16 protein-coding genes are annotated in these 13,243 nt (G+C 67.4%); 8 read left to right on the plus strand and 8 right to left on the minus strand.

Annotated features, from left to right (window positions below; genetic code table 11):
• Positions 1 to 136 precede the first annotated feature (136 nt).
• Together AB4Y67_RS07675 and AB4Y67_RS07680 are read left to right on the plus strand one after the other, a co-directional pair.
• Positions 137 to 754, plus strand: a complete 618-nt coding sequence (locus tag AB4Y67_RS07675) for a uracil-DNA glycosylase (protein ID WP_441405187.1) — start codon at positions 137 to 139, stop codon at positions 752 to 754.
• A 194-nt stretch (positions 755 to 948) separates the two neighbouring features.
• Positions 949 to 1,905: an L-lactate dehydrogenase gene (locus AB4Y67_RS07680; RefSeq protein ID WP_441405188.1), complete on the plus strand. Its 957-nt coding sequence runs from the start codon at positions 949 to 951 to the stop codon at positions 1,903 to 1,905.
• Here AB4Y67_RS07680 and AB4Y67_RS07685 read toward each other — a convergent pair.
• A complete protein-coding gene (locus AB4Y67_RS07685; RefSeq protein WP_441405189.1) occupies positions 1,902 to 3,020 on the minus strand; it encodes a cation diffusion facilitator family transporter in 1,119 nt (372 codons plus the stop codon). The genes AB4Y67_RS07680 and AB4Y67_RS07685 overlap by 4 nt on opposite strands.
• Positions 3,017 to 3,352: an ArsR/SmtB family transcription factor gene (locus AB4Y67_RS07690; protein ID WP_441405190.1), complete on the minus strand. Its 336-nt coding sequence runs from the start codon at positions 3,350 to 3,352 to the stop codon at positions 3,017 to 3,019. Before AB4Y67_RS07690 ends, AB4Y67_RS07685 begins: the two co-directional genes overlap by 4 nt.
• A gap of 155 nt (positions 3,353 to 3,507) precedes the next feature.
• On the opposite strand from AB4Y67_RS07690, the gene AB4Y67_RS07695 reads away from it, so the two are divergent.
• From AB4Y67_RS07695 to AB4Y67_RS07710, 4 genes are all read left to right on the plus strand, one after another.
• Positions 3,508 to 4,071, plus strand: a complete 564-nt coding sequence (locus AB4Y67_RS07695) for a hypothetical protein (protein ID WP_441405191.1) — start codon at positions 3,508 to 3,510, stop codon at positions 4,069 to 4,071.
• A gap of 121 nt (positions 4,072 to 4,192) precedes the next feature.
• Complete coding sequence (locus AB4Y67_RS07700; RefSeq protein WP_441405192.1) at positions 4,193 to 4,804, plus strand: DUF305 domain-containing protein; 612 nt, start codon at positions 4,193 to 4,195, stop codon at positions 4,802 to 4,804.
• 198 nt (positions 4,805 to 5,002) lie between these two features.
• A complete protein-coding gene (locus AB4Y67_RS07705; RefSeq protein WP_441405193.1) occupies positions 5,003 to 6,319 on the plus strand; it encodes an ATP-binding protein in 1,317 nt (438 codons plus the stop codon).
• Between the two features lie 52 nt (positions 6,320 to 6,371).
• Positions 6,372 to 7,631 (plus strand): low temperature requirement protein A, encoded by a 1,260-nt coding sequence (locus AB4Y67_RS07710; RefSeq protein WP_441405194.1) that lies wholly within the window; start codon positions 6,372 to 6,374, stop codon positions 7,629 to 7,631.
• Here the strand turns inward: AB4Y67_RS07710 and AB4Y67_RS07715 are convergent.
• Both AB4Y67_RS07715 and gluQRS read right to left on the minus strand, forming a co-directional pair.
• Positions 7,609 to 8,259 (minus strand): HD domain-containing protein, encoded by a 651-nt coding sequence (locus AB4Y67_RS07715; protein WP_441405195.1) that lies wholly within the window; start codon positions 8,257 to 8,259, stop codon positions 7,609 to 7,611. The two genes, AB4Y67_RS07710 and AB4Y67_RS07715, sit on opposite strands and share 23 nt — an antisense overlap.
• 9 nt (positions 8,260 to 8,268) lie before the next feature.
• Positions 8,269 to 9,165, minus strand: coding sequence for a tRNA glutamyl-Q(34) synthetase GluQRS (gene gluQRS / locus AB4Y67_RS07720; RefSeq protein WP_441405196.1), 897 nt, complete (start codon positions 9,163 to 9,165; stop codon positions 8,269 to 8,271).
• 404 nt (positions 9,166 to 9,569) lie between these two features.
• Here gluQRS and AB4Y67_RS07725 point away from each other — a divergent pair, with 404 nt between their 5' ends.
• Positions 9,570 to 10,028: an Lrp/AsnC family transcriptional regulator gene (locus tag AB4Y67_RS07725; protein WP_441405197.1), complete on the plus strand. Its 459-nt coding sequence runs from the start codon at positions 9,570 to 9,572 to the stop codon at positions 10,026 to 10,028.
• A gap of 19 nt (positions 10,029 to 10,047) precedes the next feature.
• On the opposite strand, the gene AB4Y67_RS07730 is transcribed toward AB4Y67_RS07725, so the two are convergent.
• Positions 10,048 to 10,503, minus strand: coding sequence for an Lrp/AsnC family transcriptional regulator (locus tag AB4Y67_RS07730; RefSeq protein WP_224047918.1), 456 nt, complete (start codon positions 10,501 to 10,503; stop codon positions 10,048 to 10,050).
• Between the two features lie 104 nt (positions 10,504 to 10,607).
• Here AB4Y67_RS07730 and AB4Y67_RS07735 point away from each other — a divergent pair, with 104 nt between their 5' ends.
• The gene (locus tag AB4Y67_RS07735; protein WP_441405198.1) at positions 10,608 to 11,258 is read left to right on the plus strand and encodes a LysE family translocator; all 651 of its coding nucleotides are present in this window, start codon (positions 10,608 to 10,610) and stop codon (positions 11,256 to 11,258) included.
• 31 nt (positions 11,259 to 11,289) lie between these two features.
• Here AB4Y67_RS07735 and AB4Y67_RS07740 read toward each other — a convergent pair whose 3' ends face one another.
• The 3 genes from AB4Y67_RS07740 to AB4Y67_RS07750 form a co-directional block, all read right to left on the minus strand.
• Entirely contained in the window at positions 11,290 to 11,646 is a 357-nt protein-coding gene (locus AB4Y67_RS07740) for a nuclear transport factor 2 family protein (RefSeq protein WP_441405199.1), read from the minus strand.
• Positions 11,647 to 11,720: 74 nt separating this feature from the next.
• A complete protein-coding gene (locus tag AB4Y67_RS07745) occupies positions 11,721 to 12,698 on the minus strand; it encodes a hypothetical protein (RefSeq protein ID WP_441405200.1) in 978 nt (325 codons plus the stop codon).
• A 38-nt stretch (positions 12,699 to 12,736) separates the two neighbouring features.
• The gene (locus AB4Y67_RS07750) at positions 12,737 to 13,237 is read right to left on the minus strand and encodes a DUF456 domain-containing protein (RefSeq protein WP_441405201.1); all 501 of its coding nucleotides are present in this window, start codon (positions 13,235 to 13,237) and stop codon (positions 12,737 to 12,739) included.
• Between the last annotated feature and the right edge of the window lie 6 nt (positions 13,238 to 13,243).

Here is a 13,243-nt window from a genome sequence, read left to right on the forward strand (position 1 = left end):
AGAAGCCGGACGACCGCAAGAGGCTATCCGGCACGCGACGGCGCCGCAATCCGACGCCGAAAAACGCCGTCCCGGCCAGAAGCGTAGAGTGGAACAAGACGCCTGATTCTGGACGCCGAGCGCTGAGGGAGAAATCGTGACGATTGACTGGGACGAAAAGAAGACCCTGCTGCAGGAACCGAACATCGCCGCCGTAACGCAGCTTTGCGACGAACTGATGGAAAAGAAGCCGGGGTCGGTCGTCCCGTACATCGATCCCGTCCATGACGAGGACGAATGCCGGATCGTCAGCCTCCACATCGCACCGGGCAAGGGCACCGAATCGGGCTTCGTCTCCCACTTCAACGATGACGAAGCCGCCCGCCGCGCCACCTCCATCTACGATGCCGTCGAGCTTGACCCCCGCTACGTCATGCCGTGGAACGCCTACCCCTGGGTCCGCGACCCCGATCTCCCGTCCGCGCTGAACGTCCAGGAGAAGACCGACGGTCTGCGCCCCTTCCGCCAGTTCCTGAAGATCAACCGGCGCGTCTCCGCAGTCATCGCCCACGGCGCCGACGCCCACGCCTTCCTGACCCTGTTTGAGAAGACGTACCACTCCTCCCTGAAGAACCGCGGCGTCAAGATCTACAAGGCCACCGCCCTTGGCGGCCGCGCGTTCGCCGTCTCGGCGGCCAAGCAGGAGGAGCTCCTGGCCAAGAACGTCGAGGTCTACCAGGACGCCATGCAGCGGGCCGGGATCCAGCACCTCTGACCTGACACCGCACACACAGCGCGACGGCGGCGGCCGCCCCGCCGCCGTCGCGCTGTGTGCTCTAGGGCGATCCGCTTAGGGTCCAACGGCCCTGCCCAAGCCCCCCGGTCCTTGGTGAGCTTGAAGCGGAGTCCGGACGGCCACGGTCGCGGCTGGYTCTGTGACAACCTCGCTCTGACGGGAAACAGAAGCCCATGGCCCAGAATCCAGGCTCCAAACTGGCGATTGTCGGCGCCGGCAGCGTGGGCTCATCCCTGGCCTACGCGGCCCTGATCCGCGGCTCCGCCGGCAGCGTCGCCCTCTTTGACGTCAACACCGCCAAGGCCGAAGCCGAAGTTCTCGACCTCGCGCACGGCACCCAGTTTTCCGCCGCAGCGGCGACCGTCACCGGCGGCGGGGACATCACCGCGACGGAAGGGGCCGACGTCGTCGTCATCACGGCCGGGGCGAAGCAGGCGCCGGGCCAGACGCGCCTGGACCTGGCCGGCACGAACGTCCGCATCCTCGAACAGCTCATGCCGCAACTGCTCAGGCACGCCCCGGACGCCGTCTACGTGCTGGTGACCAACCCCTGCGACGTGCTGACCGTCGCGGCGCAGAAGATCTCCGGGCTGCCCGCCGCACGTGTCTTCTCCTCCGGCACGGTCCTGGACACGTCCCGGCTGCGCTGGCTGCTGGCGCACAAGGCCGGAGTGTCCCTCACCAGCGTCCACGCCAGCATGGTGGGCGAGCACGGCGACACCGAGTTCCCCATCTGGTCCGGCGCCACGATCGGCCCCGTGCCGATCCGCCAGTGGACGGTCGACGGCGAACGTGTCTTCACACCCGGGTACCTCGCCGATACCGCCCGGGAGGTCACTCAGGCCGCCTACAAGGTGATCGCCGGCAAGGGCGCCACGAATTACGCCATCGGCCTCTCCGGAGCCCGGATCGTGGAGGCGCTGCTGCGCTCGGAAAACGCCGTCCTGCCTGTCTCCACGGTGCTGGACGGCCAGTACGGGATCTCGGGGGTGGCGCTGTCACTGCCGAGCATCGTGGGGAACGGCGGGGTCCGCACGGTTCTGGATACACCCATGGACGACGGCGAGCTCGCCTCCCTGCACCACTCGGCCGAGACGCTGCAGCAGAGCCTGGCGACCCTCGGGATTTAGGCGGTGCTCGGCGCCTCGGCCATGGCGAAGGCGGGCACAACCGTCACCGCGCCGACGTGCGGGAGGGCCCGCCGGATGCCGCTTTCGAGGTTGGACGCCACCGAGGCGAGCTCACCCAGGTGCGCATCCGTCGGGATCGGTACCGAGATTTCAACGTGCAGCCGGTGGCCGGACCAGCGCAGCCTAGCGGTGCCGCCGGCCCGCGAGTGTTCCGCGATGAGGGCTTCGACCCGCTGCGTCAGTTCCGGGTCGACGCCGTCCATCAGCCGCCGTCCGACGTCGCGCACGGTGCCCCAGAGCAGGACGCCAATGGCGACCGAAATCAGGAGGCCCACGATTGGGTCCGCCAGCGGGAATCCGAGCCAGATACCAATGACGCCGGCGACGACGGCGAGTGACGTAAAGCCGTCAGTGCGGGCGTGGACCCCGTCGGCCACGAGGGCGGCGGAGCCGATCCGCCGGCCGACCCGGATCCGATAAATCGCGACGAGTTCGTTGCCAGCGAAGCCCACCAGGCCGGCTGTGAGCACCCAGCCGAGATTGTTCACCGGCTGGGGTTCGAAGAAGCGGCGGATGGATTCGACGGCGGCCACGACCGCCGAGAGTGCAATCATCGCCACGATGAACAGCCCCGCGAGGTCCTCGGCCCGGCCGTAGCCGTAGGTGTACGTCCTGGTGGCCCGGCGGCGGCCCAGCAGGAACGCGATCCAGAGCGGCACAGCCGTCAAGGCGTCCGAGAAGTTGTGCACGGTGTCGGCCAGGAGCGCCACGGAACCGCTGACCAGCACAATCACCAGCTGGAACAGTGCGGTGGCACCCAGCCCGAACAGCGAGAGCTTGACCGCCCGGATGCCCTGGGTGCTGGCTTCGAGGGCTTCGTCGATGGAATCCGCGGCGTCGTGCGAGTGCGGGACGAAGACGGACTGCAGCCAGCCTTTCAGCCCCTTGGCATGGGGGTGCGGGTGGTGGTGTCCCTGCGGACCGTGGCTGTGGGGGTGTGGACCGTGGTCATGAGGATGCGAATTGTTGTGGGGGTGCGTGTGGTAATGGTTGTAGGCGTGTTCCTGGCCGTCGCCGTGATCGTGCTGTTCCACGGACTCCGCGGGCCGGTTCATGCGCCGTGCCGTGGGGCCGTGCCGAGCGCGTGCTCCGCCTGGTGGATGGCGTCCATGACGAGCTGGTTGGCGTGGCTGTCCCTCAGCCGGTAATAGACCTTGGTGCCCTCCTGCCGGGTGGCGACCATACCGCCCAACCGCATTTTGGCCAGATGCTGCGACACCGCGGCAGCGGGCTTCCCCACTCTTTCGGCGAGCGCGTTGACCGGCAGCTCACCGTCCCCCAGCACCAGGATCAGCCGGACTCGGGTGGCATCAGCCAGCAGCGAGAAGACTTCCACCGCCAGTTCCACGTGCGGGCTGTCGACCTCTGCCTGCATATCTGCATTCATATGCAGATAATGTCACACTTTGGACCGCTGCAGTTGTTTCCCGCCCAACCGACGGAACACAATTCCGGCGGCAGGCGTTGATAACGGGTAGCCTAAAGCCTTCGTGAAACTGCCCGGGGCCACGACTGCACAGACTGCACGGAAGGAGAACGGCGATGCCCGCTGCCACCGCGGCCCGCCCCGTCGCCTTGCTCCGTGGTGCCTTGCTGCTGGCCGGGCTCGTCGCCGTGGTCCTCGGGCTGCTCGGCATGCATGTCCTCGCCGGCTCCCACGGAATGCATGTCCAGGCGGCTTCTTCCGGCAGCACGGCATTGTCGACCGGCTTGCACTCCGATGGCCAGATGCACACCGCGTCGGCGCACGAAACCCACGGCAACCACACCTCCAATGTTCGCGTTTCGACTCGGGTGCCCAACGCCACGGGCACCGCACACGCCAAACCTTCGGTGCCGCCTGTTTCGGTGACGCCCGCTTCGGTGACCATCGGCGGAACCGAGGTGCCGCCGTCGTGCGTCTGCGAGGACGGCTGCGCGGAGAAGCCGACAGTTCACTCCGGCTGCACGCCGTCGCCGGCTGGCGCGTCCTTGAGCGCTCCGCAGCCCGGCAGCACCTTCCTTGACAGCGGGACCTGGACCGCGTCGCGGGCGGACCGTCCGGCAGGGTACGCCTATCTTCCCGGGACACCCACGCCGCGCGACCTGTCCATCAGCCGCACGTAGGACCGGGCATGTGCCGGAAGACGCCGGCACCACCAGCCCCAGCGCGCCGGACTGCCAGCGTTGGCTTCCGCGCGCCAGCCACCCGGCTCCTCCGCCGGACCCACTAAGGACACGATTTGCCATGAAGAAAACCCTCACGCTTTCCGCCACAGCCCTCGCCGCCATGATTGCGCTGGCCGGCTGCTCCACCGGCTCCGGTTCCGGCGGGAACAGCATGCCTGGCATGGACCACAGCACCGGCCACGCCACGACGGGCTCGAGTGCCGCACCCGCCGCCGCGGACCACAACGGCTCGGACGCGATGTTCGCCCAAGCCATGATTCCGCACCACGCCCAGGCTGTGGAGATGAGCGATCTGATCCTGAAGAAACAGGGCGTCGATGCCAGGATCACGGCGCTGGCAATGAAGATCAAGGCCGCCCAGGCACCCGAGATCGAGAAAATGACCGGCTGGCTCATGGACTGGAGCGAGCCCACCCAGGCTCCCGGCGGCCACTCGATGACGGGCATGATGAGCGGCGACGACCTCACAAAGCTCGACACCGCCCAAGGCATCGAGGCCGCGAAGCTCTTCCTGACCCAGATGATCGCGCACCACGAAGGCGCCGTCGAGATGGCGAACGCCGAGGTCCGCTCCGGAAAGAACGCCGAGGCCGTCCAGCTGGGCAAAGACATCGCAGCGTCCCAGACGGGCGAGATCCAGGAGATGAAGGACCTGCTCGCCGCCCTGTAGCCCGCCAGTCCACCGCGAGGTGAGACGTCGCGCCGATGTCCCGAAGCATCATGGGCGCGACGTCTCACTTCGGCGGGGCTTCAGTCCACCGGCGCGCCCGTAACGCAACGTCCCCGCAACTCCCCGCGGTGACGGTTCGCATATGCTCAGCAGACAGGCTCACACTGGCTCAGCGACGAACCACCCGGGAGACATCTCATGACCAACTGGCGAATCAGGGATTTCCACTCCGCCGATCTTGACGGCATCCTGCACCTCTGGGAGACCCTCAAGGCCACCAACGTCGAGCCGGTCTACGCGCTTTCCGAGGTGTTGGCCTCCTGCGAGAAGGACCACGCCGTCGTTGCGGTCCAAGGCGATCAGGTGGTGGGCGCGGCCGTCGGACGTGCCGCCCACGACCAGGGCTGGATCGTTTTCCTGGCCACCCTCCCCGAATACCGCGGCCGCGGGATCGGCACCTCGCTGCTGGCCGCCGTCGAGAACCGGATGGCGCCGCACGGCCTGAACAAGCTTTCCGCGCTCATGCCGGAATCCGAGACCCGGGTGGAGGCGTTCCTGGGCCGCGGCTTCGTGCTCAAGAAGAACCTGCGCTATTTCGAGCGGAGAATCCCTGTGCAGCGCCAGGAGCTCGAGCCCCTCAGCCAGCTCGGCGGCCGGATCCTGGCCCGCGACCTCTGGGAAAACGTCGCCGGCATGCGGAACGAGAAGGAGCTCCTGGAGCGCCGCCTGGTCCTGCCCTTGGCCGAGGCCGACCTCGCCGACGAGTACGGTGTGGTGCCGCCGCGCGCCGTCGTCCTTTTCGGTCCTCCCGGCACCGGCAAGACCACCTTCGCCAAGGCGATCGCGTCCCGCCTCGAGTGGCCGTTCGTGGAGGTCTTCCCCTCCCGACTGGCCTCCGATCCCAAGGGCCTCGCGGGCGCGCTGCGCGAGACTTTCCTGGAGATCGCCGAGCTGGAGCACGCCGTCGTCTTTATCGACGAGGTGGAGGAGATCGCCTCCCAGCGCTCCGGCGAACCGCCGTCGCCCCTGCAGGGCGTCACCAATGAACTGCTCAAAATCATCCCGGCGTTCCGCGAACAGCCCGGCCGCCTCCTGGTCTGCGCCACCAACTTCATCCGTGCGCTGGACTCCGCGTTCCTGCGCCACGGCCGGTTCGACTACGTCATCCCCATCGGCCTGCCCGACCGCCAGGCCCGCGAAGCCATGTGGCAGCGGTTTATACCCGCCACGGTCGTGGACGACGTGGACGTGGAGCTGCTGGTGGACCGGACCGAGGGATTCTCGCCCGCGGACATCGAATTCGCGGCCCGGAGCGCTTCCCAGCGCGCCCTGGAGAAAGCGGTGTACGACGACGGCGGGCTGGCTTCCAGCGGAAGCGTCTCCATTCGCGAAGCGGTCCGCAAGGGCCCCGCGACGCAGGACTACCTCGACGCGATCGCGGATACCCGGACGACCGTCAGCGACGAGGTCCACCAGCAATTCCTCGAGGACATCGACGCCCTGGGCCGGGTGTAAAGGGGAGAAACCCCTGATAGGAGCCGGCCCTCCGGACGGTAATCTGTGACTCATGTCCTCCAACCCCTTCCGCCATGCCATGGCACGCATGGGCGGCCGCGATCCGCATGAGCAACACCGGGCCGCCACACCGCTTGAGCTCTTCTTCGACCTGACATTCGTGATTGCGTTCGGCGTTGCGGGCAACCAGTTTGCGCACGAAATCGCTGAAGCGCATTTCGTCCCTGGGCTCCTGGGATTCTCCTTCGCGATGTTCGCCGTCATCTGGGCATGGATCAACTTCACGTGGTTCGCCAGCGCCTATGACACTGACGACTGGATCTTCCGCGTGGTCACCATGATCCAGATCGTCGGGGTCCTGATACTCACCATGGGTATTGAGCCCATGTTCCATTCACTGGTGGAGGGAAAACATGTCGACAACGCCGTGATTGTTGGCGGCTACGTCGTCATGCGGCTCGCGCTCGTTACCCAATGGCTCCGCGCGGCACGGCAGGATCCCGCCCGCCGCGACACCTGCCTGCGCTACGCCAAGTACCTCGCACTGGTGCAGCTCGGGTGGATCGGGGTACTCGTTGTCGAGACCGACGTTCTCACCACGTTTGTGATGATCCTGCCCCTGATCGTGTTGGAGATGGCCACCCCGTATGCTGCCGAGCGCAAGGCCAGAACGCCGTGGCATGCCCACCACATTGCCGAACGGTACGGACTCCTGGCCATCATCGCCCTGGGCGAATGCCTCATCGGGGCCATCGCAACCCTGCGCGCCATCGTGGGCAACCACGGCTGGAGCGTGGACGCGGCGCTGGTCGGTTTTGGCGGGACAGCCCTGGCGTTTGGCATGTGGTGGATCTACTTCCTGCTGCCGGCCGGACGCGCGCTCCACCTGCGACGGCACCAGTCGTTCCGCTTCGGCTACGGGCATATCCCGATCTTCGCGGCGATTGCCGCCACGGGCGCCGGACTGCACGTGGCGGCCTACTACATCGACCACGAGGCGCATATCAGCGCAGCCGCGGCCGTCGCCACGATCGCTGTTCCCGTGGCCCTTTTCAAGGGGTCACTGACCTTGCTGTACAGCGTGATGGTTGGTTTGGACCGGACTGTCATCGCCGTTGCCGTCGGGGTCCTCGCCGCACTGGCCGCTTCAGTTGGCCTGGCCGCAGCCGGGGTCTCGGTCGCGGTCTGCCTGCTGGCGATTGTGTTGGCGCTGGGCGTTTCCATCGTCATTGATGAGAGAGGCGGCTCAGAGCGGCTCCAGCACGCCCTGGAAAGGCTCGAGGCGGGGTCTACCGCTCGTCGGCAGCCGTAGTGTCATTCCCCGCGTTGCTAGGGGTGTCTTCGTAGGAGAGGTTCTCGTAGTCGGTGTCGTCCGCTTCGTCGAGCCGATCGTCGAGTTCCGCCAGCAGCCACGGGTTGATCCGGGCCAGGATCAACCGGATTTCCTCCACCGGAACGGCGGCGTAGAGCACCGGGCGGGCGTCGTTGTAGCGGGTGACCGGCGGCTTGTCCGGCCATTTCTCGGCCAGCGCCTTGACCCGCTCGGGCAGGGAATTGTGCGCGTTGTCGGCGATCTTCACCAAGGTGGCGTCGTGGTCCTCGGCGATGTGGCGGATGCCGGCCTGGTAATCGTCCGGGTTCTCCTGCAGGCGCTTGGTGACGCGCTCGATTATGTCCACGGCGCGCTCGGAAACGCCCATGTCCAGGAGCGCCTGCCGGGTCATCGGGGTGTCCTCGGCAATGTCGTGCAGGTAACCGGCAATCCGGATGTCGTCGTCGAAGTCCGCCAGGGCATCCCCGACGGCAATCACATGCTCCCGGTACGGCCGCTTAAGCTTGTCCTTCTGCCGGTTGTGGGCCACTTCGGCGAGGACCTTCGCCGTCTCGACGGTAAAACTCGGCTGCGTGCTGCGCGCTTCGATGAACTCTGGTTCTGACATGCTTCCAGCCTACGCGTGCGGCCCGCCCAGCCCGGGCCACGCCCACGGCTCCCGAGGCAGCATGCCGGGGTCAAACACGGCGACGGCGTGCTCCAGCGGCCCGCCGGGCAAACCGAGGGATGCCAGCAGCGCGTCCCTCACCTCCATCGCGGAATGCCCGACGGCGGCGAGGTCGGCGAGTGTGACGGCGCCGTCGCGCTTGGCCAGCCGGGCGCCGTCGGCGTTCAATACCAGCGGAACATGCGCATATTCCGGAACAGGCATATTCAGCAGCGAGGCGAGATAGGCCTGCCGGGGAGTGGACGGCAGCAGGTCGTCGCCGCGGACCACCTGGTCGATGCCCTGGGCGGAGTCATCGATCACGACGGCGAGGTTGTAGGCGGTCACGCCGTCGTTGCGGCGGAGCACAAAGTCATCCACCACACCGGTGTAGCTGCCGTGCAGCACGTCCTGCACTGACGCCTCCGTGACGGCCGACCGGAGCCGGACCGCCGCGGGCCGGACGGTACGCTTCGCCTCCCGTTCGGCCGCGGAGAGGTCGCGGCATGTGCCCGGGTAGGCTCCCTGCGGGGCGTGCGGCGCGGAGGGTGCCTCCTGGATTTCGCGGCGGGTGCAGAAGCACTCGTACGTGAGACCTGCCGCTGACAGCCGGGAAATCGCTTCCGCATAGAGGGGCCCGCGGTCGGTCTGGCGGACCACTCCCCCGTCCCACGTCACGCCGATGGCCGCGAGATCGCGGAGCTGCTCCGCCTCGGCGCCGGCCCGGGCCCGGTCCAGGTCCTCCACGCGCATCAAGAACCGCCGGCCGGTGGACCGGGCGAAGAGCCACGCCAGGATCGCCGTGCGGAGGTTGCCGACATGCAGTTCGCCGGAGGGACTGGGGGCGAAGCGGCCGGCAGAGGTCATGTCACCAGCCTATGCGCAGCAACACAAGAGCCCCTCAGCTACCGATGACTTCGGAAAACCGACGTCGGTGGCTCAGGGGCTCTTGCCGTGCCGGGCCCGGGGCGTTGCTCCGGGCCATGGCACTGCGAATTGGGAGAAATGCGAATTGGTGGAACTGCGAATGCGGTGTGCGGAATGACGATGGTGTGAACAAGAGTCAATCAGCGGGCGGGCTCCTTGCGGGAAGCCTCATCCAAGGTCCGGGTGGTGTGCCGGGGTGCTTGTAGCCTGTTCGGGATCCGGCGGTGGCCTGTCCCTTTGTTGTCACTATTTGAACAGAAGCCATACAGTAGGCGCAACGGACTTGGGTTGTACTGGTCAATCTGATCAAGTCTGGCCGCAGCGACGTACAGAGAGTAGTCACATTGCAGGAACTCGACCCGACGGACCGGCGAATCCTCCTCGCCCTCGACGAAGATCCCCGGCTGCCGATCATGGTGCTGGCCCAGAAACTCGGCCTGGCGCGCGGCACCGTGCAGTCGCGCCTGGAGCGGATGACGGCGTCGGGCGCCCTGCGTGCCAACAGCAGCCGGGTGCTGCCGTCGGCGCTGGGCCGGGGCGTGGCGGCGTCGGTCAGCGCCGAGCTGGATCAGAGCCACCTGAACGAGGCGATTGCCGCGCTGCGCAACATCCCGGAGGTCCTCGAATGCCATGCTCCCGCCGGCGAGACGGACCTGCTGATCCGCGTCGTGGCGAAGAGCCCGGACGATCTGTACCGCGTCTCGGAGGAAATCCGGCTCTGCCCGGGAATCGTGCGGACGTCCACCAGCATGTTCCTGCGCGAGGTCATCCCCTACCGGACCACGGGGCTCCTGGGTTCCTGAAGCCCCGCCGGGCACCTGACTAGACGGGCGGGCCGATATTGGTCTTCAGGTTCTTCATCACCAGTGTCGACGTGAGCCGCTCGACGCCGGGCAGCGAGGTCAGTTCGCTGTCGTAGAACCGCTGGTAGGCGGGCAGGTCCTCGGCAATGACCTTCAGCAGGTAGTCGGGGGAACCGAACAGCCGCTGCGCCTCCACGATGTTCGGATTGTCCGCCACACGGTTCTCGAAGATCTCCATCGTGGCCCGGTCCACCTGGCGCAGCGTGACAAAGACGATCGCCTCGAACCCGAGCCCGACGGCCGCCGGATCGATGTCCGCCCGGTAGCCGCGGATGACGCCGGATGCCTCCAGGTCGCGGAGCCGCCGGTGGCAGGGCGCCACGGTCAATCCCACCTTGGCGGCGAGTGCCGTGGCCGTCATGCGGCCGTCCTCTTTGAGGTAGCGCAAAATACTTCTGTCCAAATGGTCAACCACGCAATAATCTTACCCGTTGAGGGCATTTCTCCGCGAAAACAGGGAACACTTCCGGCGCAAAATTTTCTAGGCTTTTCCTGTACCCAAAATGTCAGGAGACCGCCGTGAACCCCCAGCTATTTATCGCCTTTCTGGTGGTCGCCGGCGCCCTTGCGTGCACCCCAGGGGTGGACTGGGCGTATTCCATCACCGCAGGCCTGAAGCAGCGCAGTTTCGTTCCCGCGGTCGCCGGGCTCTGCGGCGGCTATGTGCTGCACACGGTACTCCTGGTCGCGGGCCTGGCGGCCCTGCTGACGGGGATTCCCGGCGTGCTGGGGTGGCTCACGGTGGCCGGCGCGACCTACCTTCTGTGGCTCGGCCTCACCACGATCCGGTCCTGGCGCGGCGCGAGTTTCGGCACCGCAGAGGTGCGGGCGCCGGCGAACCAGTTCCGGACCTTCCTGCAGGGCATGGGAACCAGCGGCATCAACCCGAAAGGTCTGCTGTTCTACGTGGCCTTAGTGCCGCAGTTTGTCAGCCCGGAGGCGTCCCTCCCGGTCCCGGTGCAGTCCGGACTCCTTGGCCTGACGTTTGTTCTGCTGGTTGCCGTGGTCTACACCTGCGTTGCGCTGCTGGCCCGCAAACTGCTGCACTCCCGGCCGGGGGCGGCGCGGAAAGTGACGCTCGCCAGTGGCGTCATCATGGTCGCGCTCGGCGCCGTGCTGCTGTCAGAGCAGCTGCTGCCGCTCCTGGGCCACACCCTGTCCCGCGGCTGAGGCCAGCACTGCCCGGCCAGCACCCAGCCCGTCACTTGCGCGGCATGTACCACTCGGTGAATGCCGTGGCGCGCCCGTCCCCCGTGAGCTGGATGATCCAGAGGTTATCGTAGCTGCGGCTGTCCCCGCGGTAGTCGGTGCGGCCCTGCACGAAGGCCCTCCCGCCGTCGACCCCCAGCAGGCTCCACTCGAAGGTCCAGTTCCCCGGCGCATCACCCGCGGCAATCCAGTGCTCCACGATCTGCTCCCGCCCGGTCCACGGCTCGGGATCACCTGGTCTCGTGGCATACACCGCGTCTTCTGTGAAGAGAGCCCTGATGTCCTCGGGATCGTTCGACGTCCAGGCGGCGATGTAGTGCTGCACCCAGCGCGCTGACGCATCTCTCATCCCTCGTTTCTACTCCCTGTTTCCGCGCGCCCGCAAGGGTCATGGACGCGGAACGAAACGTGTTCGCCAGGGATTCACCCGCCGTCGTCCCGGCCGTATTCGCGGTCCCAGAGCTCATGCAGTTCGGCGTCCTTCCGGATGGCCTTGACCGTCTCCAGATCGGCCGGCGGGCGGTGCTGCCAGTCCCGCCGGTTCAGCGCCCTCCGCCCATCGTCCAGCAGCAGGAGGGCCCGGTCCGTCAGGGCGTCACCGCGGAGCGTAAAGTCGGTCTTCCGGCGGCGGAGGACCTCCTGCAGGGCGGCACGGGCGGCCGCATTGGCACCAAGCCTTCGCAACGAGCGTGCCCGGACCAGGAGCAGCGCGGCGGAGAGGTCATCCCCGTTGAGCAGACCTTCGGTGTCCTCCACCACGTCCGCATCCCGCCCCAGCGAAGCGGCCAGCGAGCAGCGCGCCAGGGCCAGGGGCAACGACGGCGGCAGCCCGGTCAGTGCAGCGAGGGCGGCCTCCCGCTGCCCGGTCTCACGCAGCGCGTGGGACCACGCCAGGAACACCGCCTCCTCACTGAACAGGACCGGAACCTCCACCCGTTCGGCGACCGTCACCCGGGTGACGATACGGGTCAGGTAGGTGAAAGCGTACCGGTTAGCCTCGTCGTCGTTCCTGGTGAGCAGGCCCCGCTGGAGCAGTTCGGAGGCACGCAGGTGGCCGCCTTGGACATAACTCAGCAACCCGGCCGTCAGGTAGCACAGCCCGGCCCACCCGGGCTGCGCGTGCGCCAGGGCGATCAGCCGGTCCGGGTCGGAGCTGCCGAAGATGGCAGCGTGCACGGCCTTGGCCGACTTGGACGGCGACCTGCCGCCCACCTTGCCGAGCCGGGGCGTGCCGCCCTCCACGGGCAGGGTGCCGCGGATCCGCCCCGCCAGGACACCGGTCACGCCCTCGGCCAATCCGCGGACGGGCGTCCGGATGACCGGAGCGCGGAAAGGCGTAAGGTCGCGGGGGTCGCGGTACAAGGCCGGGCGCGGAGCGGATTCTCCCGGTTCGGAGCTCATGCATCCATGCTAATGGGCGTGGCCGGGCCGCGGGCAGACTAGGCCGCGGCCGAAATCCACACGCCGATCACCCACGTGCTGCCGGCGAGGCACGCGAGTCCGAACTCGACGATCATGCCCAGGCCGGTGGCTTTCAGCGCGGCCCCGCTGGAGGCCACCGCGGTGCCGAAAGCCCTGGTGCGGTGCAGTTCACTCAGCAGCAGGCCGGCGGCGAAACCGACGAACAGACCCACCACCGGGATGATAAACATCCCCACAACGCCGAAGACCAGCCCGGCCACCACGGAACGGCTGGGAATGTTGTGCTGTTTCAGTTTCCGGCCGGTCAGCACCGCACTGGCGGCCATTCCGGCCAGGACGAAGACCATGCCGATCGCGAACACCACCCAGCCGGTGGTCCCGGCGCCTCCCCAGATGGCCCACGACAGCAGGCTCAGCCCGATCAGGATGCTGCCGGGCAGTACGGGGATGACGGTGCCGGCCACGCCCACCAGGATGGCGAGGCCGCACAGGATCGTCACAACAGTCTCGGGGTTCATCGCCCC

Origin of the sequence: Arthrobacter sp. YAF17 (assembly GCF_052113365.1) — a bacterium.
Classification (GTDB): Bacteria; Actinomycetota; Actinomycetes; order Actinomycetales; family Micrococcaceae; genus Arthrobacter.

Excerpts from the sequence above, each read along its gene's own strand:
- AB4Y67_RS07680 (WP_441405188.1), top strand. The coding sequence starts at position 949 with ATGGCCCAGAATCCAGGCTCCAAACTGGCGATTGTCGGCGCCGGCAGC.
- AB4Y67_RS07685 (WP_441405189.1), bottom strand. The coding sequence starts at position 3,020 with ATGAACCGGCCCGCGGAGTCCGTGGAACAGCACGATCACGGCGACGGC.
- AB4Y67_RS07690 (WP_441405190.1), bottom strand. The coding sequence starts at position 3,352 with ATGAATGCAGATATGCAGGCAGAGGTCGACAGCCCGCACGTGGAACTG.
- AB4Y67_RS07695 (WP_441405191.1), top strand. The coding sequence starts at position 3,508 with ATGCCCGCTGCCACCGCGGCCCGCCCCGTCGCCTTGCTCCGTGGTGCC.
- AB4Y67_RS07700 (WP_441405192.1), top strand. The coding sequence starts at position 4,193 with ATGAAGAAAACCCTCACGCTTTCCGCCACAGCCCTCGCCGCCATGATT.
- AB4Y67_RS07705 (WP_441405193.1), top strand. The coding sequence starts at position 5,003 with ATGACCAACTGGCGAATCAGGGATTTCCACTCCGCCGATCTTGACGGC.
- AB4Y67_RS07710 (WP_441405194.1), top strand. The coding sequence starts at position 6,372 with ATGTCCTCCAACCCCTTCCGCCATGCCATGGCACGCATGGGCGGCCGC.
- AB4Y67_RS07715 (WP_441405195.1), bottom strand. The coding sequence starts at position 8,259 with ATGTCAGAACCAGAGTTCATCGAAGCGCGCAGCACGCAGCCGAGTTTT.
- gluQRS (WP_441405196.1), bottom strand. The coding sequence starts at position 9,165 with ATGACCTCTGCCGGCCGCTTCGCCCCCAGTCCCTCCGGCGAACTGCAT.
- AB4Y67_RS07740 (WP_441405199.1), bottom strand. The coding sequence starts at position 11,646 with ATGAGAGATGCGTCAGCGCGCTGGGTGCAGCACTACATCGCCGCCTGG.
- AB4Y67_RS07745 (WP_441405200.1), bottom strand. The coding sequence starts at position 12,698 with ATGAGCTCCGAACCGGGAGAATCCGCTCCGCGCCCGGCCTTGTACCGC.
- AB4Y67_RS07750 (WP_441405201.1), bottom strand. The coding sequence starts at position 13,237 with ATGAACCCCGAGACTGTTGTGACGATCCTGTGCGGCCTCGCCATCCTG.